The organism is Hyalangium ruber (assembly GCF_034259325.1).
In the GTDB taxonomy this organism is placed as follows: domain Bacteria; phylum Myxococcota; class Myxococcia; order Myxococcales; family Myxococcaceae; genus Hyalangium_A; species Hyalangium_A rubrum.
This window is the reverse complement of sequence record NZ_JAXIVS010000020.1, coordinates 1-24,025: the sequence shown is the minus strand read 5'-3', so window position 1 is coordinate 24,025 and position 24,025 is coordinate 1. Positions and strand designations below refer to the sequence as shown.

At 67.3% G+C, this 24,025-nt stretch carries 15 protein-coding genes and 1 pseudogene; 10 read left to right on the top strand and 6 right to left on the bottom strand.

Annotation, left to right across the window (positions count from 1 at the left end; all coding sequences use genetic code 11):
* Nucleotides 1–72: 72 nt before the first annotated feature.
* The 3 genes and pseudogenes from SYV04_RS38850 to SYV04_RS38840 form a co-directional block, all read right to left on the bottom strand.
* On the bottom strand, nucleotides 73–4,179 hold the full coding sequence (locus tag SYV04_RS38850) for a S8 family peptidase (RefSeq protein ID WP_321551124.1): 4,107 nt from the start codon (nucleotides 4,177–4,179) through the stop codon (nucleotides 73–75).
* A 240-nt stretch (nucleotides 4,180–4,419) separates the two neighbouring features.
* Nucleotides 4,420–4,623 (bottom strand): annotated as a pseudogene (locus SYV04_RS38845) (outer membrane lipoprotein-sorting protein); the annotation flags it as partial.
* Between the two features lie 58 nt (nucleotides 4,624–4,681).
* Nucleotides 4,682–5,071 carry a hypothetical protein gene (locus tag SYV04_RS38840; protein WP_321551123.1) on the bottom strand — a complete coding sequence of 130 codons (390 nt, stop codon included), beginning with the start codon at nucleotides 5,069–5,071 and terminating at the stop codon, nucleotides 4,682–4,684.
* A 327-nt stretch (nucleotides 5,072–5,398) separates the two neighbouring features.
* Between SYV04_RS38840 and SYV04_RS38835 the strand changes: the two genes are divergently transcribed.
* Entirely contained in the window at nucleotides 5,399–5,620 is a 222-nt protein-coding gene (locus SYV04_RS38835) for a hypothetical protein (RefSeq protein WP_321551122.1), read from the top strand.
* Between the two features lie 105 nt (nucleotides 5,621–5,725).
* Here SYV04_RS38835 and SYV04_RS38830 read toward each other — a convergent pair whose 3' ends face one another.
* Complete coding sequence (locus SYV04_RS38830) at nucleotides 5,726–6,859, bottom strand: Kelch repeat-containing protein (RefSeq protein ID WP_321551121.1); 1,134 nt, start codon at nucleotides 6,857–6,859, stop codon at nucleotides 5,726–5,728.
* 196 nt (nucleotides 6,860–7,055) lie between these two features.
* Between SYV04_RS38830 and SYV04_RS38825 the strand changes: the two genes are divergently transcribed.
* Nucleotides 7,056–7,499 (top strand): DUF3592 domain-containing protein, encoded by a 444-nt coding sequence (locus SYV04_RS38825; protein WP_321551120.1) that lies wholly within the window; start codon nucleotides 7,056–7,058, stop codon nucleotides 7,497–7,499.
* A gap of 143 nt (nucleotides 7,500–7,642) precedes the next feature.
* A complete protein-coding gene (locus SYV04_RS38820) occupies nucleotides 7,643–9,295 on the top strand; it encodes a tetratricopeptide repeat protein (protein WP_321551119.1) in 1,653 nt (550 codons plus the stop codon).
* Nucleotides 9,296–9,335: 40 nt separating this feature from the next.
* Here SYV04_RS38820 and SYV04_RS38815 read toward each other — a convergent pair whose 3' ends face one another.
* Nucleotides 9,336–12,884, bottom strand: a complete 3,549-nt coding sequence (locus SYV04_RS38815; protein ID WP_321551118.1) for a phage tail family protein — start codon at nucleotides 12,882–12,884, stop codon at nucleotides 9,336–9,338.
* Between the two features lie 33 nt (nucleotides 12,885–12,917).
* On the bottom strand, nucleotides 12,918–14,762 hold the full coding sequence (locus SYV04_RS38810; RefSeq protein ID WP_321551117.1) for a hypothetical protein: 1,845 nt from the start codon (nucleotides 14,760–14,762) through the stop codon (nucleotides 12,918–12,920).
* 194 nt (nucleotides 14,763–14,956) lie between these two features.
* On the opposite strand from SYV04_RS38810, the gene SYV04_RS38805 reads away from it, so the two are divergent.
* From SYV04_RS38805 to SYV04_RS38775, 7 genes are all read left to right on the top strand, one after another.
* Nucleotides 14,957–17,437, top strand: a complete 2,481-nt coding sequence (locus SYV04_RS38805; protein ID WP_321551116.1) for a GH25 family lysozyme — start codon at nucleotides 14,957–14,959, stop codon at nucleotides 17,435–17,437.
* A gap of 197 nt (nucleotides 17,438–17,634) precedes the next feature.
* Nucleotides 17,635–18,141, top strand: coding sequence for a hypothetical protein (locus SYV04_RS38800; RefSeq protein ID WP_321551115.1), 507 nt, complete (start codon nucleotides 17,635–17,637; stop codon nucleotides 18,139–18,141).
* Between the two features lie 73 nt (nucleotides 18,142–18,214).
* Complete coding sequence (locus SYV04_RS38795) at nucleotides 18,215–18,826, top strand: GyrI-like domain-containing protein (protein ID WP_321551114.1); 612 nt, start codon at nucleotides 18,215–18,217, stop codon at nucleotides 18,824–18,826.
* Nucleotides 18,827–18,877: 51 nt separating this feature from the next.
* On the top strand, nucleotides 18,878–19,024 hold the full coding sequence (locus SYV04_RS38790) for a hypothetical protein (RefSeq protein ID WP_321551113.1): 147 nt from the start codon (nucleotides 18,878–18,880) through the stop codon (nucleotides 19,022–19,024).
* Nucleotides 19,025–19,130: 106 nt separating this feature from the next.
* Nucleotides 19,131–20,213 (top strand): beta propeller repeat protein, encoded by a 1,083-nt coding sequence (locus SYV04_RS38785; protein WP_321551112.1) that lies wholly within the window; start codon nucleotides 19,131–19,133, stop codon nucleotides 20,211–20,213.
* Between the two features lie 287 nt (nucleotides 20,214–20,500).
* Nucleotides 20,501–22,102 carry an AAA-like domain-containing protein gene (locus SYV04_RS38780; protein WP_321551111.1) on the top strand — a complete coding sequence of 534 codons (1,602 nt, stop codon included), beginning with the start codon at nucleotides 20,501–20,503 and terminating at the stop codon, nucleotides 22,100–22,102.
* Nucleotides 22,099–24,025: AAA-like domain-containing protein (locus SYV04_RS38775; RefSeq protein WP_321551110.1), on the top strand; the 1,927-nt coding region annotated here is incomplete at its 3' end. The genes SYV04_RS38780 and SYV04_RS38775, both read left to right, overlap by 4 nt.

Genomic DNA, 24,025 nt, shown 5'->3' with positions numbered 1-24,025 from the left:
CCCGGCAGGGTGGGCGTGCGCCCCAACGCGGCAGCACGCCCGCCCCACCAGTTTTTCGCAACAGCCCAGGCGCTACCCGGCGGCGGGCTTCCTGCGCCCCGCCGCACCCGCCTTGGACCTCGACCGGCCAAGGCGTGCCAGCAGCACGAAGGCCATCAGCGGCAACAGCGAGGAGCCGCCGGCCGCGCTGCAGCCGCCCTCACCCGCGGGGCCCTGGGGACCTTGCGGCCCCTGCGGACCTGCCGGGCCTTCGGGACCCTGCGGCCCGGTCGGACCTGCGGGCCCGTTGCAGACGTAGGTCGGCGTGTTGCTGCCGACCTGCACCCGCACACCGCCGGTGGCGCAGTTGTCCCCCTGCGGCTCAGGCGTCACCGTGGTGGGCTCGGAGCTGGCACCGTTGCACACGTAGGCCGGCGTCCCAGTTCCAACCTGCACCCGGAGGCCGCCCTCGGCGCAGTTGGCGCCTGGAGGCTCGGTGGTGATGGTCGGGCTCAGGCCGTCAGCGCCGTTCTCCCCGTTGCAGACGTAGCTCGGCGCGTTGTTGCCGACCTGCACCCGCACACCGCCATTGGCGCAGTTGGCACCGGCAGGCTCCGCCACAACGGTGGCGCTGGCGCCGTTGGTCCCGTTGCAGACGTACTGGGTCTGGACGATCTCCTCCCGGTCCAGCTGGCCGCTCCGGTCGTTGTCGAAGCCGGTGTTCACCTGGATGCCGCCATTGGGGCACATGCTGCTGGGCGGCACGACGAGGGTGGCGATGATCGCCTGGCTGGGCTGGCACGTCCCGAAGTCCGGGCTGCAGAAGAAGTTCGCGGGGCACACCGGACCGTCAGCCCGGCGGCAGTCCACCGCAGCCTGGCAGGTACGGGTCCCGTAGATGTCGCAGTAACCCGTGGCGCAGTCGGCGTTGCTGGTGCATCCCACACACGCCCCGCTCAGGGTGTCACACACACCGGCCCCAGGCTCGGTGCATGAGGCGTTGCTGGAGCAGGTCAGGCCGTCCACGGACACCGCACGCGCCTTCTGGCCGTTGGCGTTGTGGTGCGCCACGAGCAGCAGGCCGCCCGTCTGGGTCGCGCGGGCCCGCGTGAGGTTGTAGGTGACGGGGACGTCACCCGCTGCGCCGAGCCGGAACGGAGGCAGGTTGCTGCCGGGCAGCTCCAGCGAGGTATCCAGCGTCGTGGTGAACGCAGGGGCCGCGAGGTCGTAGCGGAGCACCGGCGAGGTGTCGACCAGCCCGAAGCGGGTGTTGAACGAGACCACCTGGTACTCGAGGGCCGTGTTGGGAGCGGTCAGGCCCAGCGACGTGGTGCTGACGCCCATCACCAGGGTGTCGGAGAAGTACAGCGGCACGTGCGTACCGGCATCGAGGATGTTCAGGGGCCGCTGGCGGCTCACTTGCCCGCTGGCGAGGTTCACCAGCGTCGAGATGTAGACGTTGCTGTACGCGCCATTCGCGTTGAGCCGGTTCGAGTCGTAGTTGTACAGCACGAACTCCCAGCTCGGAGCGCCCGCGCGGCGGACGTAGACGTCGAACTCCACCTCCAGCGGGCTCCCCCAGGGTGCCCAGGTGTTGAGGGCGAAGAACAGGTTGGTGCCGCTGGAGGTGATGCCCACGTACTTCAGGTTGGCGATGTCCGTCTCCGCGAGCGGATAGCCCCCGGGGATGGGCCCGCCCATCGGCGCCGTGTTGGGGCTGGCGTAGGCGAGCTCGAACGCGGTGGACAGCGAGCGGACGCCCTGCTGCTGCGGCGTGGTGGCCAGCGAGAGGGTGTTCACGCCGGTGCCGGTGATGGAGAGGTTCGCCGTGCCGGACGTGCCGGTGGCGGGCAGGGAGGTGGCCGTCAGATTGGACGCCGGGGTCGGCGCGGCGAAGTACGGCACTCGCAGCGTGGGCCCGTTGCCGGACTGCGGCGTGAACACGACGTAGCCCGACGCCTCGGACAGCCAGTGGCGCAGCGCATTGGGGGTGGAGAGCCCGCTGGTCACCGTGGTGGCGTCCCGCTGGCGCACCATGGCCGCCGGGTCGGCGGTCAGGGTCAGGTTGAGCTCGGCGGTGGCGTTGGCGGCGACCGTGACGCTCGTCGACGACGGGGCGATGGTGACGCCCGGCGGGGCCACCGCGGCGTCGAGGGTGACGTTGTAGGTCTCGCTGGCCTGGCCCTTGTTCTTCAGCTGGATGGCCTGGACCTCGTTCGCCACGGTGCTCACGTCGATGGTGGCGAAGCTGACGCTCACCCACTCCGGAGCCGCTGCCGAGTACGCGATGACCGAGCCGTTCGCCGCCGCCGCCACGTCGACGCGGCCGGCGCCGACGCGGGTCGGGCTGACACGCAGACGGGGCGCGGTGGGGACGTTGAACAGATCATGGCCCGCCGTGTTCATGGCGAGCGCCTTCAGCTCGAACGGGGTCCAGGTCGGCCGCTGCTGGCGCAGCAGCGTCATGGCACCGGCCGTCAGGGGCGACGCCATGGAGGTGCCGTTCAGGGCGACGGAGTTGTTGCCGCTGCCCGCCCCGGCGGACACGACGTTGAAGCCAGGGGCGGTGATGTCGGGCTTGAGCATCGGGCGGGCCAGGTTGCGCACCGGTCCGCGGGAGCTGAAGCTGGTGATGGTGTCCCCACGCTCCGGCAGCGAGACGCGGAACGCGTCATGGAGGGTGACGGTGACGGTCTCACCCGCGGCGATGGCGGCGCGGATGGCATCACCGTCGGACTGGGCCAGGCCGCGGGTCGGGATGGTGACGTTGCCAGTCCCGCCGAGCCCCGGCGGGTCCCCAGGCGCGTTGTTGTAGATGAGCACGGCGATGGCCCCCGCCTGCTGGGCGTTCACGGCCTTGTCCGCGAACGCGCACGTCCCGCGGACGAAGAGCGCGACCTTCCCCGCGACCTCCGCGGCGTTGGTCAGGGCGCCGCAGCCTTCCAGCGGCGCGGCGACCACGACGTTACCCGACACCGGCGTAGGCGCCGCAGGGCCGAACGAGGCCGTGCCCGCCGGGATCAGGCCCGCCAGCGATGCCGGCGCGTCCACCCGGATAGCCGCGGGATAGAAGCCCACCGTGGAGGCCGCCACGCTCAGCACCGAGGGTGTGGCACCTGGCGAGCCGGTGGCGAAGTAGATGTCGTTGTTGTTACCCGCCGAAGCCACCACCACGACGCCCGCATTGACGGCGTTGGTGTAGAAGGCGGCGCTCGGGTCGTTGGGGCTGCCGATCGCCCCGCCCAGCGAGAGGTTGATGACGTCCAGCCGATCGCTGAAGTTGCCGTCCCCGTTGGGATCGGTCGCCCACTCGACGGCCAGCGGCGCCAGCGCGGTCGAGCCGCCATTGTCGCCGAACACCTTGAGCGCGAAGAGCTGCGCCTCAGGGGCCACGCCGGGCCCGATGCGCATCGCGGTGGTGTCCAGGCTCACCTCGTACGAGCTCCGGTACGTGGTGCCGTCCGCCTGCACGCCGAGGCCCGCGGCGGTGCCGGACACGTGGGTGCCGTGGCCGTTGCCATCCAGCGGGTCCGCGTCGGGAAGCGGAATCGAAGTCGCGCTATTGGCGGCGTTGTACGCGGCTCCGGCGAAGTCCCAGCCGCCCACGACCTTCGCGGTGGGGAAGCTGCCCTGCTCGATGAGGTTCTTGTTGTTCGAGGTGTAAGCCGCGACCGTCCCGGGCCCGCCGAAGTTGGCGTGCAGGTAGTCGATACCCGTGTCGATGATGCCCACCTTCATGCCCGTGCCGCGGAGCGGCACACCGAGCGACCACAGCTGGTTGGCGCCGACGAACGGCACCTCATAGGCGTTGTCGGCGGTGAGCACCGGCAGCACATGCACCGCGCGTGCGCCTGGCAGCCTGCGCAGCTGGGACAGGCCCTGCTCGTCGGTGACATAGACGATGCCGTTGTAGACGCGCTGCAGCCGGTACATCTCACGGGTGCCGGGAATGGCCGCCGTCTGCACGCGGCCGGCGAAGCGGGCCTGCTCGCGCTCGACATACGTGAGCTGCTCCATCGCGGCCCGGGTCGCCAGCTGCTGGGAGCTTAGCGTCGCATCCGCCGGCGTGCTGTTCAGCTTGGCCTGGTACTCTACCGCCGTGGGGGGCTCGGTCAGCTCCACCACGACGTGCAGAGGCACCGCCCCCGTGCCCGCGGGGGTGCGCTGACTGTGGCTCAGCGCCGACTGCACTGAGGCCACGGGGGTACGACTCTCCTCGCTGGGCGCGTTACTGCAGGCGGCCAGTCCCAGCGAAACGACACTCATCCATGAAGCGGATCTGTTCAATGGCATTGCTTGTAGGTGCTGCGGGTGAGGGGAAGTGTTCGGTGGAGGAGTGTATCAAGATTCTGATAAATCCTCCATCCCCCCACTCCCGCATACATCCCCGTTGCCCAGAGCGCGCTCCCATCCGGTGCATGGCGGGGGCTTGGGCCGCGTCTACTCCTCCAGGCTGCGTTTCGTGAAGACGGTGTCGGCGATGGCCCCGTTCACCTTCCAGCTCTTGCGGACAAGTCGGGTCCAGTTGCCCCGTGTGTTGTCGACCATCTTGCCCTCGGTCGGGCTGCAGACGTTTCCCTCGCAGGTGTACTGGGAGCGCGTCTCGGTCTTGATGTTCGTGCCCGCCGCATTGAAGTACTGGAGCTCGCTCGGCCAGGTCTTGTGTTAAGGGTCACCGCGACAAGCACCCCGGAAAAGGCAGTCATCGCAGGCATTCGCCGCATGAGCCGGACACCTTGGTATTGGCGACGAAGGAATCGTAGTCCGCCTTCGAGGTGACAGCCGCCGAGCCGAAGTCGGCGTAGACCGCCCAAGTGGAGGGGGTGGCCGCGGCGGCCTGGAAGGTTCCGCGATAGTAGTCCACCCCATTGTTCTTCTTGATGAAGCTCCACCCGGAATTGCTATTCCAGGGACGGCAGCTCGCATGGGTAGCCATGTAGCTCGCCTCGGGAGCACCTCCACGCCCCTTCCACAGGTAGCACGCATTCGCGGGCGTCTGAGTCGGGGTGGCCTGAGCGGGCGGCGTCTGCGCTCCGGCACCCGTCATCAGCAGACAGCTACCCAGCGAGAAGACCGTCAAGAACTTGCGCATGGTTGTATTCATCTCCGGTAAAGGCCCCATTGCTTGGAGGGCCAGAGTCCGCGCGTCGGCAATGCAGGGAAGATGCCAGCACTGCCAGCCGGGGCGCCCAGCTCAGCCAGGGGTCAGGCTTCACCTGGAGACTGACATGTCAGCCCGCTTCGAGACGTGTCGGCTGGCATGTCAAAGGCATCGAGCCCCGTCTCCGTCACCCCGCATTTTCTCTGACACGTAGGCTCCAAGGGTCTGGCCTGCTGGTTGCTATGAGACAGCCGCGGAGTACTCCCGGCGAGACAGTCCTCGCAGGCGTGGGGCCCTGAGATGTGAGGAATTACCACGATGCTTGTTTCCATCGCTTCCGTCCTGCTGGCCAACGCGCTCGCCCAGACCCCCACCAACCCCACGACCGCCCCGGCGCCCTTCCCCTATTGTGGCATGCCGCTCCACCTCAAGTCGTGGAAGGGGGACTACCTGAACCGTACCGACGCGGCCCAGGGCGTCAACGCGGCGGCCACCGGTACCGGCACCGTGTGGAGCGTGGAGATGGTGCCGAACCAGTGAGTCCCACGAGCTGCTTCGGGTTCCGGAGGAAGCCGGCGCGGCTGTCCAGCAGGACAGCTCCCCACCCCACGCAGGCGAACAAGTCGAACTTGGGGGAGCCGTCTCTTAAGGAGACGTGCCCGGGTCGTACAGCTCCGCGTCCGCCGCGCCTCCGACGACGAGCACCTTGCCGTTGGGCAGCAGCGTGGCGCCGGAGCTGGCGACGGCCCGGGGCCGGTTCAGGTCGGCGGTCTGGGCCCAGGTGTCCGTCGCGGGGTCGTACACCTGCGCGTGGGAGCCCACGACGGCCCATTCTCCCGCGACGAGCACCTTGCCGTTGGGCAGCACGCTGGTGACGGGAAAGAGCTGCGCCGCGGGCAGGCTGGCCACGTCGGCCCAGGTGTTCAGCGCCGCGTCGAAGAGCTCCACCTGGGTGACCGGGTTGGTGAAGCCCATCCCGCCGACGACGAGCACCTTGCCGGAAGGCAGCAGGGTCGCGGTGTGATTGAAGCGCCCTCCCGCGGGAATGCGGGTCCAGGTATCCAGGGCCGGGTCGTAGAGCTCCGCGCTGGCGATGACTCCGTTGCCCTTGCCATACCCTTGGACCCATCCGGCCACGACGAGCACCTGGCCCGAGGGCAGCGCGGTGGCGGTGTGTTTGGCGCGGCGGTCGGTCATGGAGGCCACCGGAGTCCAGGTCCCCGTCGCCGGGTCGTAGCGCTCGGCGAGGACCAGCTCTCCCGGCTGGCCCATCATCCCCGTTCCATCGTCTCCTCCCGCGACGAGCACCTGGCCCGAGGGCAGCGCGGCGGCGGCGTGCCAGTGGCGCGGGTGGGTCATGCTGCCCGTGGCGCTCCAGGTGCCCGTGGAGGGCTCGTACAGCTCCGCGCTGGCGAGGACCGCGTTCGAAGCCACGCTGACGCCCCCGGCGACGAGCACCTTGCCCGAGGGCAGCAGGCTCATCGTGTACTCGCGGCGCGGCTCGAGCAGGCGGCCCGTGGCGGTCCAGCTGTCCCGCTCCGGGTCATACAGCTCCGCGGTGTCTCCGCCGGCGACGAGCACCTTGCCTGAGGGCAGCAGCACCGACGTGAGGTGGGTTGTCGGCAGGCGCGGGTTGCTGCTCACCGTCCAGCTCGCGGCTCGCTCGGGAACCTCCGGCTCGCTCGGGCGTCCCCCCTGCGCGGACGACGACTCTCCACAACCCCACAGCGCTCCCAGCACTCCGGCGACGAGAATCCAACAGCGGGCCCCAGCGTTCATCCTGCACCTCGCGAACTGACGAACGGCCGGCCCACCGTTTGGGGGGACAGTACTACGCCCTCCTCCGAGCGGAAGTGCTCAGAGGAGGGCGTCTTGCTGAATGAGGAGGAGGGAGAGCAGAGAGGAAGAGGAGAGCTGCTGACGAGTGCAGGAGGGCGGGTGTGCTGCGCGGCGTTCTCTTTCCGTTCCTCCGCGAGTGACGGGCGGCTATCTTTTTTCCGTGGCTTCTCTTGAGACTCGTTTCCGGATCACGGTCGTCCTCGCCGTTTGCTGCCTGGCGATTGGGGGCTTTGATTTCCTCCGCACCGCGTCGTTCGTCTTGAACGCCGAGCAGGCGCACGCCGTAGTGGTCACCGCGAGCAGCCGAGGAAGCGGCCAGTACCGCATGTTCAAGGGCCACCCGGAGGTGGTCGAGTTCTCGGATCTGGACGGCATCGTGCACACCACCACCCTCTACTATGGACAACCTGGCCGCCATCCGCCGGGGACAACCGTGGAGGTTCTCTACAAGCCGTACGATCCGGCCGGAACCGCGCGCTATAGGGACTCCGGGCAGCTCTGGACCTTGTCTGGCTGCCTGATGCTGATGGGGGCCCTCTTCCTGGCCGGCGCGCTCGCGGTCCGGAAGCGCGGCTATTGAGAAGGTCCGCTCTCGCTGAGCCCACGCCCGATCGCGTCCTTGAGCGGCACGAATGTGTCGCGTGTAATGGCGAGGTGCGCACCCAGTTCGGCCCTCGAGGATGTGTCCGGCAGTGGTTTCACAGTGTGCTGTGGATGCTCCTGTTGGCCACCAGTGCGGCATGCGACAGCGGCCCCAAGCTCGAAGCGAAGGCACGGCAGGCCGAGGCCGAGAAACAGCCCGAGGAGGCGTTCAAGCTCTACCAGCGCGCCTGTGAGAAGGAAGCCCTCACGAGCTGCCTCCGCCTGGGCAGCCTCCACGCCGAAGGCCTGGGCACGCCGAAGAACGAGGCCGAGGCGCTGAAGCTCTTCTCGCGCACCTGCGATGCCCAGCTCGCGGAAGGTTGCTCGGGAGCTGCCTCCCTCCTCGCCCGCACTCCCACCGACGCGGCGCGCGCACGGGAACTCGAGGACAAGGCGTGTACCCTCGGTCACAAAGCCTCATGCACGGAGCGGGCTGTTCGCATCGTCCAGACGCTGGACGTCCTCGCGGCAACACCGGAGCAGCGCGAGGAGTACAGCCGCGCCCTCGAGCTCATTCAGGGAGGGTGTCGCTCTGGGGGACAGCGCGAATGCGAGAGCCTGTGTGTGGCGTCGAAGGGCTCTGAGCAGGACGCGTGCCGCGGGGCTTGCGACAAAGGTGTGGCCTCGGCGTGTCACCTCGTCGCGCAAGCGCTGCTGAAGGCGGAGAAGCCCGAGCTGAAGGGTGTCCAGGAACTCGAGACGAAGGCCTGCGAGGGAGGTGTGGCCGCGGCCTGTCTGTCGCTCGCACGCGGGGGACTGCGTGGCTGGTTCAAGGGCGCCCAGCCCGCGAAGGCGCTCGCCAAGCGCGCCTGCGACGCCGGAGACTGCTCGGCCGCATGCGAGCTGGGAGACAGCCAGGCATGCCTGGCGGAGTCGCGCCGGCTCGCCTCGACTCTTCCCCCCAACCCCAAGGCCGCCGAGGCCTACGCGGCCACGGCCTGCCGCCGGGGCCTGCTCGTCGCGTGCGCGGGGCTGAACCCGAGCGCACCGGCCACGGAGGGCACGGAAGCGAGCGAGGATCCTCTCGAGCTGATGCGCGCGGTGTGCGGCGTGGAGCCCGTCCTCGAGCGTCCCCAGGGGGCGGAGAAGGATCTGCTCGTCTGCCCTCGCTGCCCGCTGGCCTTCCCCGCGGGCGATGTGGGCGCGCCCACCTTCAGCGGGGTGGCGATGGGCTCCTTTCTCGAGCCCGAACGCAAGGAGGCCCTCGTCGCGCTCGATGGGTGCGAGGGCTACGAGTTCTCCGGCGTCACCCGCGGCACCTTCGGCCGACGGGTGCTGCTGGCGCACGTGAAGGGACAGTGGAAGCAGCTTCGCTACTACCCCACCAACAGCCCCACGCTGGGCGAGGCCACCCTGCGGCTGCGCACCCGCGAGGGCACGGACGTCTTCCTGAGTGATGAGGGCCCGGGCTGCCACATGGGCGGGTGCTCCACGGTGCTGAAGCTCACGCGCCTGACGGAGAAGCGGATGGAGCAGCAGGTGGTCCTCTCCTCCGATTACGACGAGTCGCGCTGGTACTGGAGCACGCCTACGCAGAGTGAGGATGGGACGGTCCGCATCATGCTGTTCCCCAAGGAGGAAGAGGGGGAGCACATCGTCGAGTGGAAGTGGGACGGCGCGGAGCTGACGACCCAGCGGGTCGACAGCTCCGTCACGAAGGATCGCGGCGTCCGCTCCAAACTGCCGCAAGGCAGCTGGCGCGCCGTGCCCTCCTACGACGAGCTGAAGCGCTGAGCCGCGCCCCGCCAGTGGCTGTTCGGCCGCTACGGTCCGCTCACCGCCCCTGGTAGACGTAGTCCTCCACGATGGCCTCGCCGAGCCGGGCGAGGTCCAGCCCGAAGCTGAGGAGATTGGTGACGACCGCGACGGCCAGCGTGGGGACCTCGACCACCGGATCCTTCATGAAGGTGGCGGCTCCCTCGGCCGCTACGCCGACGTCTCCGAAGTAGTTGGAGAAAAGCTTCTCGTAGTACCAGGCGAAGACAGGGTTCGACAGCTTGTCCTCCGTGCTGTTGGCCTCCAGGTAGAAGCTGTAGGTGTCGCAGCCCAGGCCGGCCAGGCCGATGACCACGCACATCCCCGCGTCCACCCGGCCGAGCACCTCTGAGTAGCCCTCGGCCATCTCGTGCTGCCCCGGGGTCCAGATGTCGCGGTTCTCGACCCGCTTGCAGTCCCATCCGGCGAGGGTGCCAAAGGTGAAGGTCTCGAGCCCATTGAGCATCCACATCGACCGATCGATGCGCTGCTCGGTGAGAGAGTCGTCGTAGGGGACCGAGCCACCCAGGCCGATGCCATTGATCGAGGCCCGGATCAGGCACAGCATCGCCGCGGCAGCCGGCATCCCCCCCTTCTCCGCCGCCGTCGCGAGCGGGAAGAGGAGGGCGTTGCACTCCGTGGCGATCAACGAGACGGTTCCGCCCACGACGCTGTAGAGCTGAAGCTCCGGTTTGTCCTGGCCGCTGCTCCGTAGCTGGGCCGTGGAGCGCTGGAGGCTGGTGTGCTTCCCCAGCGTGGCCTGGAGCTGCTGCCACGTCATGGTGTCGAGCCCATAGGTGCCGTTCGCGAAGGGCGCCTCTCCGGCCATGACCTTGTAGACGATGGTGACCGGGATCGCGAGCAGCAGCGCGAACCCATCCAGCACCGACAGCTGGCTCCCCCCGGCGATGAGCTTGTACAGCCCCGAGATCAGCGGAATGTCCACCGGGGCGCTGAGCGCACCCATCACGAAGTCGATGACGTCGCCGAACACCGAGAACACCGTGTCGACGATCTGCTTGACGATGGCCACCAGCCCGCCGAGCACGTCCACGGTGATCACCCCGAGCACCTCGCCCAGGGTGGGGTTGTCTCCTTGCAGGACCGCCAGCAGATCCTCCCAGGTGGTCTTCAGGATGTCGTACGACTCCTGCAGCAGGGTGGCGATGGCGGAGAACGCATCCTGCACGAGCTGGCTCAGCTCACCCGTGGCGGGAGTGGACATGCCCGCCACTCCCCCGTATTGGAGCTGATAGAACGCGAAGCTCCCCCCCGGGGTGTTGTAGAGCGTGTCGTTGCCCGCCTGGGCCTGCGGTGGACTCTGGGTCTTGCTCTGAGTGACCGCCTGGGTGAAGGACGTGGCGCCGGCGGAGGTGAGCACCGCCTCGCGCGCCTGGCTGAATTGGTCGAGGAGTTGGTCGAAGAACGCGTCAATCGAGTCCTTGGCCGCGCTCATGCCGGCGCCCAGCGCTCCGGACGCCTGGATGGCCAGATTGCTGAGCACCTTGTGCGTGACCAGGATGTCGTCCCAGTCGAACAGGAAGCCCAGCCAGGTGATCAGCTTGTCGATCAGCACGCCGATCTCCTGGAAGAGCCAGGTCAGCGCGCTCAGGATGTCCGAGAGGGTGCGGATGACGAAGCTGATCACCTGCTCGCCGACCTGCACCACGAACTCCCAGGCCTTCTCCACCGCGCGGAGGGTGTAGCCCACCACCGTCTCGATGCCGTTGATGCAGGTTTGAATGACGTCTCCCGCGGCGCAGACCACCGCGTCCACCGCGTCATCCAGCTTCTGCAGCGTGTTGCCGACCACCCCGAGCTGCAGCGTGGGAGGCCCCCTCCGCACGCGCATGCTCACCTGGGAGGTGCTCGCGCTGGAGGCCGTGCCCGTGTCGGCGGGAGTGCCATCGGCGGGCACCGAGCTCGTCAGGGAGAGGAGCTGGTTGATGCCATCCTGCACCACCGAGAGCGTGCCCGGGTCCACCCCGTCGGGCACCAGCTTCGTGCCGTCCGGCAGGGTGATGTCCGACAGGTTCTTGCCGGAGAGCTGCTGGGCCAGACGGGCGCGCAGGTTCGCGGAGGGATCCGCCACCACGGGCGCGCTGAGGAAGTCGGCCGTCACCTGGAAGACAGGCGTGGCCAGCAGCGAGACCTTGTTGATGAGGGTGAGCGTCCCCATCCCGTCGGTGTTGACGGTGATGGCGTTGTCGGTGCCCCCGGCCAGCGTCTTGTCGTATCCGTTGACCGTCGCATAGACCCACTGGGACGCGCTGAGCCGCACCTGCTGGTTGGCGGCCGGCATACCCAGGGCGTCCACGAAGCGGATGACGGTGGTGTAGCACGGGAAGCTCTGCGTGCTGCCCGTGTCAGGCGCCGGCAGGTCCCCTTCCGTCCAGAGGCTGGTGGAGGGATCCAGCCACAGGTGCATGATCGTGGGCGTGGTGGCGGAGCTGACCGCGAAGAGCTCATCCGAGCGCCGCGTGCGGTTGTCGAGCGCCGCCATCTGCGCCACGTTGGTGCGCAGCGAGAGCGCTGGGCTCCAGCCGCTCAGGCTCAGCGGGCCCGTCAGCGAGTAGAGCACTTGATCGGCCGTCAACGCCCACAGCCGGAGCTGCTCGGCCTGCCCGCGCACCAGCAGTTGCCGGATGCCCGTCACCGAGGCCGTCTCTCCCAGCGCGGTGGCGGCGGGCTTGCCCTTCTCCTGGGCGGCGACATCGTACGTGAACACGCCCGTGCCGCCGACGAAGAGCACGGAGCAGCCCGCGGCGCTCTCGTCCGGGAAGACGGCCAGACAGCCCGCGTTGGCGGGCGCGGCGAAGGTCTTCGGCGCCAGCGGTTGGCCGTAACGCGTCTCTCCCACCGGCGCGAAGCTGATCTGCAGGGTGCCGTCGACCTTCTTGTACAGGGTATACGTCCCGCGGCGCGGCGCTCCTAGATTCATACGACCGATGGCCACGTCCAGCACCGCCGCCTGATCCTCCGGCAGGTGATAGGGAGACCAGAGCGCGTCGGTCGTATCCGGGTTGGCGTTGACGAAGTAGCGGTCCACCGTCGAGCCGTTCTGCACCTCGACGACCACCATGGGCGCCAGCTCTCCGGGCCGATGGTCCCCGATGAGCACCCGCTGGACCGGACAGCCCGCCGGGCCGCCGGGTCGCGCGGCCCAGAGGGTGTCGAGGCTCGACCAGGCGGACGCGCTGGTGTCGGCGGGCAGCGGGTGGCTCACGAAGAGCTGGCTGCCGCTGCCATCCTGCACCGCGGCGACGAGCACGATGCTGCCGTCCGGCCCCTGGCTCGCCTGCATCACCTGCACGGACGCGCCGCTGACCGGGCTCAGGGTGAGGCGCTTCCAGCCCGTCGGGACCGTCGTGTCGCGCAGCAGGGCGTAGAACTCCAGTCGCTGCGCATCATCGGCTGCCGCGCCCAGTGATAGCAGCAGAGGCTCGCCGACGCTGTCGAGCACGACGCTGAAGGGCTCTCTCGAGTCCACTGCGCTGCCCGTCAGGTAGTTGGTCATCAACTCGCCGGAGACGCTGACACTGACAGGAAGTTGAAGGCTGGTGGCCATGGATGTTCCTCGAGGAGAGTGCGTGGGAAAGGCTCAGGTGCGCGGCGTCAGAGACAGCGTGATGTTCGAATTGCTGTCGAGCTGAATGTGCGAGTACGTGTAGACGTTGCCAGCGGGCAACACCAGGACGCTGTCCAGCGCGCCCACCGCCGAGACCGCGGTGTGGACCTTATCGTTGTTCAAGCTGTTGACCAGGTTCTGCTGAATCTTGCTGACGTCCGCGAAGTTGTTGTCGATCCCCAGCTTGTCCTTCGTCCAGTTGATCACCGACTGCACCGAGCCGGTCTTCGAGGTGGGCTGCCCCTTGCTCTTGGTGGGATATCCCGCACGGAGCGCCAGAACGAGCTGACCTTGAGCGTTGGTGGAGAAGTCGAACACCACGGTCTCGGAGGCGGTGTCCGTGGTGTCGTTGACCAGGATGGGCAGCCAGCTCGCGCCGAAGAGCGGATACTTGGTCGTCTTCGACTCGAGGTTGGACCAGACGTACACCTTCAGGGCCAGGCTCGTGCCGAGCAGGTTCACGTCGCAATTGATCAACGCGCTGTTGAGCGTGTAGTAGTCCGCCTCGTTGTCCTCGACGGTCTTGTCGCCCTTCCCGCTGTTGTGGGCGCTGTTGTCCTTCGTGTAGCTGATGTTCCAGTAGGTGCTGGAGTACTGGCCCCATTTGACGCTGGTGGCTCCCAGGTCCTGCTGAAGGGTCGGCAGCACCGCCGCCTCGATGTAGTTCTTCCCGAAGGCGGAGTTGTCGATCTTCTGGAAGATCCAGACATTGGTATCGGTGATCAGCGGCGAGAAGCTGGTCAGGTTCTTGGCCGAGGCCACATTGCCGTTGAGCATCATCAGAATGTTGAGCGTGGAGAGCGCCGGGTTGGCGCTGTACCAGGTCGTCGAGAAGCTGGAGCTGGTGGGGATCAGCCCTGGCAGCGGGCTCTGCGCGGGGGTGGGATGCGGCGAGCTGCCCAGGAGGCTCAGCGCCCACCGGCTGTCTGCGCTCGAGGCGCCCCAGGCCGCGAGCCCGGCGGCGACGGTGTGGAGCACGCTGCTGTCCGTGATGGCCGTGCTGCCCTTGGTGATGCTCAGCCCGGTGGGGCTGGCCTGCTGCAGATCGATGAAGAGCGCCAGCACCGACAGTCCGACCCCTTGATATTGGGCGACCTGGGCCGCGGCCTCCTCGGGCATCAGCACCTGGCCGGCCGAGCTCAGCGTGAGCGCGCTGACCTTCGCGGTCACGGTGAGGGTGTAGCCTCCGAGATCCGTGCTGGAGGACCCGCTGGGCGTCACACTCCCCTTGCGCACGGGCAGCGTCAGCGTGACGGTGTTGGCCGTCTGGGTGATCTGCACCGAGGGCGCGTTCAGGGTGTCGATCTGCAGTGTGCCGCTCGAAGTGGTCTCGCTGATAGCCTTGTTCAGGTAGCCGTTCTGGAACAGGTACAGGATCTGGTTGTTCAGCGTGGTCTGGGTCATCGCGAGCACGACGTCCCAGTTGTTCATCGGGGAGGCGTTGAACTCGACGTAGGCGTCGATGTTCTGCGTGTGATCCCCCACATCGTGGTTCACCGTGGATGACGGGCTTTGGACCCGGCTGTCCCCGCTGATCCAGTAGGTCGCCCCCGTGGCGTTGTTGTTGGGGAAGTTCCAATTCACCTGCACCGTGTAGGTGACGCCCTGAGATACGAACTGGTAGGTGAGGTAGCCCTCCGGGCCATGGTCCGAGGCGTCACTTGACTTGGAGACCTCGAACTTGCTGGAGCTTCCGTGGCTGATGCTGCTGGCCGGCTTGCTGGTGAAGACACCGTCCGTTGGATCCGGGGTCTTGAGATTCGTCAACGTGTAGCCGGTGTTGTTGTGGATGGTGATGTATGCGTCTCGTGCCGACATGCCTGCCTCCATGGGAAGCGTAGGCGTCATCTGGCGGGAGAGCCACAGAAGGATGAACTCGCACGCGTGCCTCGGATAGCGCCGCGCACCCGAAGGCAGTGGTCTCGATTCCCCAGAGTTTGGGAAATCCGGAGCAACTCAGTGAGAGGCGCCACGACAATTCCAGGGCCCTTGTTTCAACTCCCAGGAGACGTATGAGCAACAGGTCCACCTCCAGAAGTCTGTTCCGGTATGCCTTGTCGACCGCGGTGACGTTGGTGTGGAGCATGGCGCTCCTCACGGGCTGTGGTGGGATGGACCCGGAGGGGCCGCAGGGTGGGAGCCTCGATACGGCCACCACACAAGGGGCGCTCGCTCCAGCCAGCGTGCAGGCGTTCTACGCGGAAGCACGGTGGACCAGCCGTTTCGGAGTCACGGGCCCCTATTACGGCCCCGCTGGCCACCGGGGGCTCGATATCGCCGCGGCGGCCGGTCAGGGGATTCCCGCGTTGCGCTCGGGCTTCGTCCGCCGCGTCCAGTACTCCTCCATCGTGGGACACACCATCGCCATCGAGTCCGCGCCGGGCGACTTCTCCGGGTACGCCCACGTCATCCGTACACGCGTCTCCGTGGGCGCCTACGTCCAGCAGGGGGAGATCATCGCCTATGTGGCCGGCTCCGGGGATGATCATGGGTCGGCGTGGAGCGGGCCGCACCTCCACATGACCCGAGGCAGCACCAATCTCTGTGCGTTCGGCGAGAACGTCAGCGATCCCGCTCCCCTGATCCGCAACGTTCTCGGCACCGGAAGTGGTGGAGGTACCGCCCCTGGTGGGGGTTCCGGCGGAATCCAGATCAGCATCGAGGACGGGAAGACGCTCCAGCGCGTGGCCCAGCGGGGTGGCTACACGGGCCCGGTGGACGGCGTACCGGGGACCAACACGTGGAAGGGCGTCCAGACCGTCATCACGAATCGTGGCTACTACTCCGGCCCCATCGACGGCATCCCGGGTGAGAATACGTGGAAGGGTGTCCAGCGGCTCGCACAGCTGGGAGGGTACACGGGACCCGTGGATGGATACCCGGGGCCGTACACCTATCTGGGCCTCACCCACTGGCTGGCCCAGAGCCCCGAGCCCTCCCCGCCGACAGGAATGAGCGGTGTCTATGGCATCGATGTCGGCACGACCCAGCGTGACCTGGACTTCGACGCCATTCGCAGTGCCGGCTATCAGTTCGCGATCGTCAAGGCGGGCGGCTCCAATGTCTCTCCTATCTACGTCGCGCCATACTATGCCCAGCAGGTCGCCCGTGCTCGCGCGGCCGGGCTGATCGTCGGGCACTACTGGGTGGCGGGCTCAACCAACCCCGCGGCGGATGCCCAGTACTTCGTCGATCACCTGTATGACCATCGGCCGGGGGACCTCCTGGTGCTCGATAACGAGGCGATCGACGCGGGCATCTTCTGGAACGACGCGATGACCGCGACCTTCATGCAGGCCGTCAAGAGTCGCCTGGGGAAGGCCCCGTTTCTGTACACCTATTCGAGTCTGCTCACGTCCAACACCTGGACCCAGACGAAGGCCGTGGGCTCGAAGCTGTGGATCGCCCACTACACGGGCACGCCGGGCAATCCGACGATCGGTTCGGCCTTTCCGACGTGGGAGATTCATCAGTACACCTCGTCCGGCAACCAGAATGGCATTCCCCTCGATTTGAACGTGGCGAAGCTGTCCGCGTTCACCGGCCTGTCCCAGCCGCCGGATGGCGCGACGCCTCCGCCACCGACGGCCATCCCCGGGAGTGGCTCGGGTGGCGGTACGCCTCCCGCCATCACGATCGAGCAGGGAATCATCCTGCAGAAGCTGGCTCAGCGCGGTGGCTACACGGGCCCCGTGGATGGCGTCCCGGGCGTCAATACCTGGATTGGCGTGCAGAAGATCCTTCGGGAGCTGGGGTACTACGACGGACCCGTCGATGGCGTCCCAGGCCTCAACACCTACAAGGGATTGCAATTGCTTGCTCAGGATGGAGGCTACACGGGCCCCATCGATGGCATCCCCGGGCCCAATACCTATAACGGGCTCCAGGCGTACCTGAACGGGACGGGCGGCGGTGTGCCTCCCGTCACGAACAGTCAGGGGGTGACGCTGCAGCGGGTGGCTCGAGCGGGCGGGTACACCGGTGTCGTGGATGGTGTTCCCGGCACGAATACGTGGAAGGGTGTCCAGCAGGTCCTCGGCGGCTACGGCTACTCGGGGCCAGTGGATGGCGTCATGGGAACCAACTCGTGGAAGGGGGTTCAGCGCTTCGCGGCCAAGGGCGGCTATACGGGCCCCATCGACGGGGTGATGGGAACCAACTCCTGGAAGGGCGTGCAGACGGTGTTGCGAGGCTTTGGCTACACGGGCCCCATCGATGGAGTCATGGGAACCCACTCGTACGCGGCGCTCCAGCGGGTGGCGCGTCTGGGCGGGTACATGGGCCCCATCGACGGGGCGATGGGGGTGAACTCGTGGAGGGGCCTCCAGACCTTCCTGAGCGGCGCCGGATACACGGGGCCCATCGATGGGGTTCCGGGAACCCACACCTACAAGACGCTTCAGTCCCTGGCGAGCCGGGGCGGTTACTCGGGCCCGATCGATGGCATCCCCGGGCCCAACACGTACGCAGGCTTGGCGAACCTTTTGGACTGATTCGCTGCAGAGGCGGGGGATCCTGCGGATGCTCTGCGCCTCACCGCACACCCCGTAGCGGGTGGAACGGACCTGAACGCATCGAGCGCTTGGCGTGATGCCCCGCTTGCCAGGGAGTGACTGGGAAGCGCGTTGCTCGTGCAATGCTCAACGGATTAGGTTGCGCGGCTGCATCACGACCTTGGAGGAATCAAACCATGAAGAAGCTGCTTGTGCTGGTGGTGTTTGGACTGTCGGTTGGCTGTGGAGTGGCGGTAGCTCCGGAGGAGGAGATGGAGCTGGGCACGGTCACCGGCGCTCAGTGTGGCGCCTGTCCCACGGGCACCGTCACCTCGGGCTACTATTGCGATAGCTCGTGTGATCCCAACAATAACTGCGCGCTGAGCTGGTCGGGCCGCACGTGTACGGCCACGTCGCCCATCACGGGAACCATCTATCCGTGCTACGTGGGCACCTGCCCCCTGGGTTATTATGGGGCTTCCCAAGGCTACGCGGCGGGTTGCGTGAGCCCTCCGTGGAATACCTCCACGGCTGCCAACCAGACGACGTGCGTCCCCGTGCCCGCGCCGAGCCCGGGCCTGACGTATACCGAGTGCGGCTCGTCCGCGAACTGTGCCACCGGCTTCCGCGTCCAGAGCCGTACGTCCACCAGCGCTTGCGCGAGTACGTCGACCCCGAACGCGACCATCTGCGAAGCGATTTGATCGCTCAGCACGAGGCTGGGAGGGCTGCTGGAAACCCGGCACCCTCCCTGGCTTCATGCAAGGGGAGCAGCAGATGGAGAAGCTCGACCTCAAGAAGGCACGGAAGGCGCTGTTCTCGGCTCCCCTCAATCGTTTCGTGCCGATCCAGGCGCCTCCGGTCGTCTACTTCATGGTGGACGGGCACGGCGATCCGAACTCCGCTCCAGAATACAGGCGCGCCGTCGAGAGCCTTTATGCGACCGCCTACGCTGCCAAGTTCCTCTGCAAGGCCAAGGGGCGCGACTTCGTCGTGTCGCCTCTGGAAGGCCTCTGGTCAGCCCCGAACCCCGAAAGTTTCACCGCGAGGCGCAAGGACGAGTGGGACTGGACCCTGATGATCATGGTCCCTGACTTCGTGGACGAGGAGACGTTTCAGGAAGCCCAGGCCCGGAGCGCGTCCAAGTTGGGCGAGCGCTCCGCAGCCCTCCGGCTCGAGACACTGCACGAAGGGCTATGCCTCCAGGCGCTCCACGTCGGCAGCTACGATGAGGAAGGACCGCTGCTGGCCAGGCTGCACGACGAGCTCATGCCCCAAGGCGGGTATGGCTTCGCCGGGCGCCACCACGAAGTCTATCTCAGCGATCCTCGGAAGACCCCCGCCAAGAAGCTCAAGACCCTGATCCGCCAGCCCGTACGGAAGCTTTGAACGTCAGCGTCCCCCGAAGCGACCTCCAGTAGTACGTGGCGGTCCTCGCCCGTGCAGGTCTCCAGCCTCACGGGTGCGGTGGGCATGGCCGGCGGCGCGGTGTTCTCGCTGGCGGTGGATGGCTCCGGGGCGGTGGTGAACTGCGAAGAAGCAGGCCACGCCGGCGCAGATCGCCTTCCCAAGGGACGGAGCCGGTGACGGAGACGAATCTCTTCTAGGCCTTGCGGCGGGGAAAGCTCCGTGAGTATGACCTGGCTTCACGGAAAGTCCGTTCCTCGGCATCCGCTGTTCCCAGGGGCTCCACATGAAACGGTTGATCGTCGCTGCGCTGCTCTCCATGGCTGCAACGGGCTTTGCGAAGGAGCCTGCCAAGGTGAAGGCGGCTCCCGCGCCCAAGCTGATCATCGTGGGGGTCGGCTATCCCGGGATCACCAACCTCCGGGGTGCCATCGGCCTCTCGCGGGACGGGGGCAAGACGTTCAAGGAGGTCTGGTACAAGGACAAGGAAGGCGCCAGCGTCGAGAACGTCATCTACGTTCCCGAGACGAAGCTGTTCGTGGCCGTCGGCAGGGCCGGCATCCTCACGTCACCGGACGGCGAGAACTGGAAGCAGGTGGAGCTCCCGAAGGCGGCCCGGCTCCATGAACTCCACTCCGTCGCGTACGGGAACGGCTGGTACGTCGCCGTGGGAGACAAGACCGACATCATCGTCTCCAAGGACGCGCAGACGTGGGTCGCCTCCTGGGCCAATGACAAGGGCGAGCCGGACATCGCCAAGATGGATGCCATGAGCACGTGGTTCGAGCAGAACTCCAAGGGGCTCGCCCCCGGCCGCATGAACTACACCGACGTGGCCTTCGTGAACGGGAAGTTCCTGGCCGTGGGGTACTGCCACCGCGTCCTGGAGATCATCCCGACGGAGCAAGGTGCGACGTTCGGCAAGGTCGAGGACCTCGAGCCGGAGGACTGCACGAAGTCCGCCAAGCGCATCCGGCAGCACGGAGATGCCATCGTCGTCTCGGGAAACCGGGCCTTCTTGTCGAAGGATGGCGCGCAGACCTGGAAGGAGCTCCGCGCGCTCAAGGCGGCTGGCGACAAGTGGGCGCTGGGCGTGGGGCCGCAGGGCTTCATCACCGCGTCGACGTACGGCAACTTCCTCAGCTCCCCGGACGGAGAGAAGTGGACCCAGTTGACGAAGTACACCCGCGCCACTCCGCAAGACATTGCCTGGATCGGTGGCCAGTGGTGGATGGTGGGGCAGGGGGCCAATACCTACTGGACCTCGCCGGATGGAAAGGAGTGGACGGAGCTCAACTTCACGGTCGACTCCGAGGAAGCGAAGATGACCCAGAGCTACACGGGCATCGTCGGGGTCGAGCTGAAGTAGAACGGGACGCGTTCATCAGCGGAGACGTCGTGAGCGTCCTTGTACGTGACGATGGCGATGTCTTCAGAGGGAACGCGCTTGAGAGCGGCGAGTTGCTCTGCTTGGGAGCGGCGGCAATCTGTCGATGGGGCGCTAGTCTCCCCGCCTGCTGAGAGGGCAGGGGCAGCCCCCTCGGTACACTTGGAAGAAGGCCCGCTTTCCATGCCATGCTCACCCGCATGGCAACCGGGCAGGGTGCTCTACCAGTGACTCAGGGTGATGACCTCGCAGCCCTCCGTGCCGCCTGCGTGAAGGTCACCTGCGAAGACGGGAGCGTGGGCACGGGCTACTTCGTCACCCCCGACAAGGTCGTCACCTGCGAGCACGTCGTCCGGCGGGTGAAGAAGGACGGCCAGGTCCTCCTCTCCCTCGCGGATGGCTCCTCCCACCCAGCCCACCTCGAGCGTGTGGATGCCAGCACGGATGTGGCGCTCCTGCGACTGCCTCAGGGTGCCCCGTCCCTCACGCCCCTGCGAGTCATGGCGGAGGTGGCGCGCAACCGCCCCTTCGCGCTGGTGGGCTTCCCGAAGACGATGGGAGGCAACCCCTTGCTGCTCCAGGGAGTCGTGCATGATCCCGTGGGCCGCGACAAACGCGGCGCCTCCGCTCTCGTGCTGTACTCCGACATGGTCGCCGCGGGCCGGGGAGCCTTGATGCATGGCTACTCGGGGAGCCCCGTGGTCGTGGACGGCGCCGTCGTGGGCCACCTGGGGCGCGTCCTCATTGAAGGAGATGCCGAGCGCCCCGCGGCCGAGCTGGGGCTGGTGTTCGCCACGCCTGGGCGCGAGGTGCTGCGCTTTCTCCAAGGAGAGGTACCGGCCCCCGTGGCTGCCCTCCCGGCCCAGGCGCCCGGTGCCGCGTACAGCCAGGAGTGGTACGTGCCTCGGCCCGAGTGTGAAAGGTTGGCCTTGGCGTATCTGGAGCGGCCCGGCTCCCCCGCTGTGCTCTATGGACCTCGGCAGTCGGGTAAGAGCTGGCTGCTCGACCATCTCGTGAGCGCGTGGCGGCAGAAGTGGCCCAAAGGCTCCGTGGCGCGCATCAACCTGCTGGAGTTCGACGGGCTCGCCTCCCTGACAGAGCTGACCGACCAGCTGGCGTACACGCTCATGGAGGAACTCAATGGCGATGAGTCCTGGCTCGCCACCCATGAGACGGGCAAGGGCAGGGCCAGTGAGATGATGCGGCTGGGGACGATGTTGAAGAAGCATGCGCTGGGAGGTGGCAACCCTGTCCTGCTGGCCATTGACTCCACGGACGCCATCCTCGGGCGCGCGTACGCGGGCAGCTTCTTCGGTGGCCTGCGCTCCTGGATGCAGAAGTCCTCCCCTCCCTGGGACCAGCTGCGCCTGCTGATGGCCGTGTCCACCACGCCGTCGCGGATCATCCAGGACACGAACCAGTCTCCCTTCAACCTCAGCGATCCGGTGGTGCTCCCGCCCCTGTCCCAGGAGGACGTGGGCCAGCTCACGCAGCGACACGGGCTTCAGCTCCAGGCGACCCAGCTCGAGGGGCTCTACGCCCTCGCGGGAGGGCACCCCTACCTGGTGCGCCGGGCGCTCTTCGCCGCGGCCATGGCGAGTGGTGGGAGGGGAGCGCTGCCGCTGGAGCCAACCTCCGAGGTCTTCGAGGCCTACCTGCTCTCCCTGGGACACTTCGTGGAGCGGGAGAAGCTTGGACCGGTGTTGAAGGCGGTGCTGCGCGATCCCACCACGGCCGTGTCCCCCGCTCAGGAGGATCTGCTGAAGAAGGCTTGGCTGGTGCGGAGGACCGTGGATGGAGGGCTCGAGCCGACGTGTACCCTGCACCGGGAGTTCTTCGCTCGAGTGCTGGGTAGGAGCGCCTCTCAGTGACCGCCGCTTTCCAGGCGGGAGGCTTTGTCCGCGAGGAGATGCTCTACATCGAGCGTCCCGCGGACGAGGAGTTGCCCGAGGCCCTGCTGCGAGGCGAGTTCTGCTACGTGCTCGCGCCGCGACAGATTGGCAAGACGAGCCTCGCGGTGCGGACTCGGAAGAAGCTGAGCGCCGCGGGGACTCGCTGTGTGGCCGTGGATCTCAACGAGATTGGCAGTCACGCCACGGCGGAGCAGTGGTTCTACAGCCTGGTGCGCATCGTGGCCGAGGGGCTGGATCTCGAGGAGTACGTGGAGGACTTCTGGGAGGCCCACGCGAAGGACTCCCTGCCGTCGCGCTGGACCCGCTTTTGCCACCAGATCGTGCTCGAGCAGGTGAAGGCCCCCGTGGTGATCTTCCTCGACGAGATCGACTCGATCCTGTCGGTGGCGGACGTCGCCGACGACTTCTTCGCCTCGATCCGGGCCATGCATGAGAAGCGCGAGGAAGCCCCGGAGCTCGAGCGGCTCGGCTTCTGTCTGCTCGGCGTCGCCGCGCCTGGGGACTTGATGAGGGATGAGGCGCGCACTCCCTTCAACATTGGCCGCGCCATCCACCTGGAGGACTTCACTGTCTCCGAGGCGGAGCGGCTGCTGCCGGGGCTGGCCGGGCTGGGCTCCGCGCCACGTCCTCTGCTCGAGGGCATCCTGGCATGGACTGACGGGCACCCCTACATGACCTTGAAGGTGGCCAATGCGCTGGCCACGGAGAAGGCGAGCCCCCATGGCGAGACGTCCGCGAAGGCGCGGGTAGACGAATGCGTGAGGCGGCTCTTCCTGGAGAGCGGCCGGCAAGAGGAACCCAACCTGCGCTACGCGGAGGATCGCTTCTCGCGCGGGAAGCGTGGCGAGCAGATCCCGAAGATGCTGAGGCTCTATCGGCGGCTGCTGGCAGGTGAAGCCGTCGCCGCGGTGGGCAGCGATCCGGTGCAGCAGGAGTTCCGCCTCACGGGCATGGTGGCGGAGCGGCGGGCGGGTGAAGGCCGGTGGTTGAAGGTTCGCAACCTCATCTTCGCGACGGTGTTCAATGAGGCCTGGGTCCGTGCGAGGGAGGTGGATCGGATCGTCGCGGCACCACTCGACGAGTGGCTGGCGCGAGGCCGATCGCAGGACCTGCTGCTGCGGGGAGCGCTTCTGGATCAGGCGCAGGAATGGGCCCGCGACCGTGACGACTTGACCCGTGAGGAGCGAGAGTTCCTCGAAGCCTCCCGGGAGCTGGCGGCGCAGACCCGCTCTCGCCGAGCGCTGGTAGGCGTCTTGGGCACAGCTTTGCTGGTGCTGGTGATCCTGGTGGTGGTGCTGTATCGAAAGAACATCGAGGCCGTGGAGGCACAACAGCGAGCGGAGCAAGCGGAGCGGCAAAGTCGCGAGGCCTCGGACTCGCTCATGAAGGCAACAGCACGGCTCTCGGCGGCACTGGGTCAGCAACAAGGTGCTGGCGCAGCGGGGCTCGAGGCAGCCCTCTCCACGCTCGTCATCGCCAAGCGCCTTCAGGCTCCTGAGCCACAGGAGGCGTTCCTGGGCATCACCCGGGGCATCTCGGATCTCAGATACTCGGTGCCTCTCGTAGGGCATGAGGACAGTGTCTGGAGCGCGGCCTTCTCTCCGGACGGCTCGCGCGTTCTCACCGCCAGCGACGACCGCACCGCGCGCCTGTGGGACAGCCGCTCGGGTCAGCTGCTGGCCACCCTCAAGGGGCATGAGGACAGTGTCTGGAGCGCGGCCTTCTCTCCGGATGGCTCGCGCGTTCTCACCGCCAGCAAAGACCGCACTGCGCGCCTGTGGGACAGCCGCTCGGGTCAGCTGCTGGCCACCCTCAAGGGGCATGAAGGCAGAGTCGTGAGCGCGGCCTTCTCTCCGGATGGCTCGCGCGTCCTCACCGCCA

What these genes read in the sequence shown, in the direction of transcription:
- SYV04_RS38800 (WP_321551115.1), top strand. Translation starts at nt 17,635, where the DNA reads ATGAAGAAGCTGCTTGTGCTGGTGGTGTTTGGACTGTCGGTTGGCTGT.
- SYV04_RS38795 (WP_321551114.1), top strand. Translation starts at nt 18,215, where the DNA reads ATGGAGAAGCTCGACCTCAAGAAGGCACGGAAGGCGCTGTTCTCGGCT.
- SYV04_RS38785 (WP_321551112.1), top strand. Translation starts at nt 19,131, where the DNA reads ATGAAACGGTTGATCGTCGCTGCGCTGCTCTCCATGGCTGCAACGGGC.
- SYV04_RS38810 (WP_321551117.1), bottom strand. Translation starts at nt 14,762, where the DNA reads ATGTCGGCACGAGACGCATACATCACCATCCACAACAACACCGGCTAC.
- SYV04_RS38835 (WP_321551122.1), top strand. Translation starts at nt 5,399, where the DNA reads ATGCTTGTTTCCATCGCTTCCGTCCTGCTGGCCAACGCGCTCGCCCAG.
- SYV04_RS38830 (WP_321551121.1), bottom strand. Translation starts at nt 6,859, where the DNA reads ATGAACGCTGGGGCCCGCTGTTGGATTCTCGTCGCCGGAGTGCTGGGA.
- SYV04_RS38815 (WP_321551118.1), bottom strand. Translation starts at nt 12,884, where the DNA reads ATGGCCACCAGCCTTCAACTTCCTGTCAGTGTCAGCGTCTCCGGCGAG.
- SYV04_RS38840 (WP_321551123.1), bottom strand. Translation starts at nt 5,071, where the DNA reads ATGCGCAAGTTCTTGACGGTCTTCTCGCTGGGTAGCTGTCTGCTGATG.
- SYV04_RS38805 (WP_321551116.1), top strand. Translation starts at nt 14,957, where the DNA reads ATGAGCAACAGGTCCACCTCCAGAAGTCTGTTCCGGTATGCCTTGTCG.